Genomic DNA, 214 nt, shown 5'->3' with positions numbered 1-214 from the left:
CATTGTCTATTTTCTGTATTGGCGTTTTTTTAAGTCTTAAACACTGCAATTTAGCTGCTTTTAAGTGCAACTCACCTTAGCTAAAATGTTTTAGAAATTTACTAAGCAGAAAAAAAAGCAAAAGAAACCCCGCATTAGCTAGTTGTCACTCTCTAATCCTGCAAATTGGCGTACTATACTGTCTTAAACGACTTATAAGCGCGTTTCAGCTTAT

The organism is Wolbachia endosymbiont of Drosophila nikananu, assembly GCF_028981865.1.
Lineage (GTDB): Bacteria > Pseudomonadota > Alphaproteobacteria > Rickettsiales > Anaplasmataceae > Wolbachia > Wolbachia pipientis_B.
The sequence above is the reverse complement of the archived record's forward strand: the minus strand, read 5'-3'. Positions refer to the sequence as shown.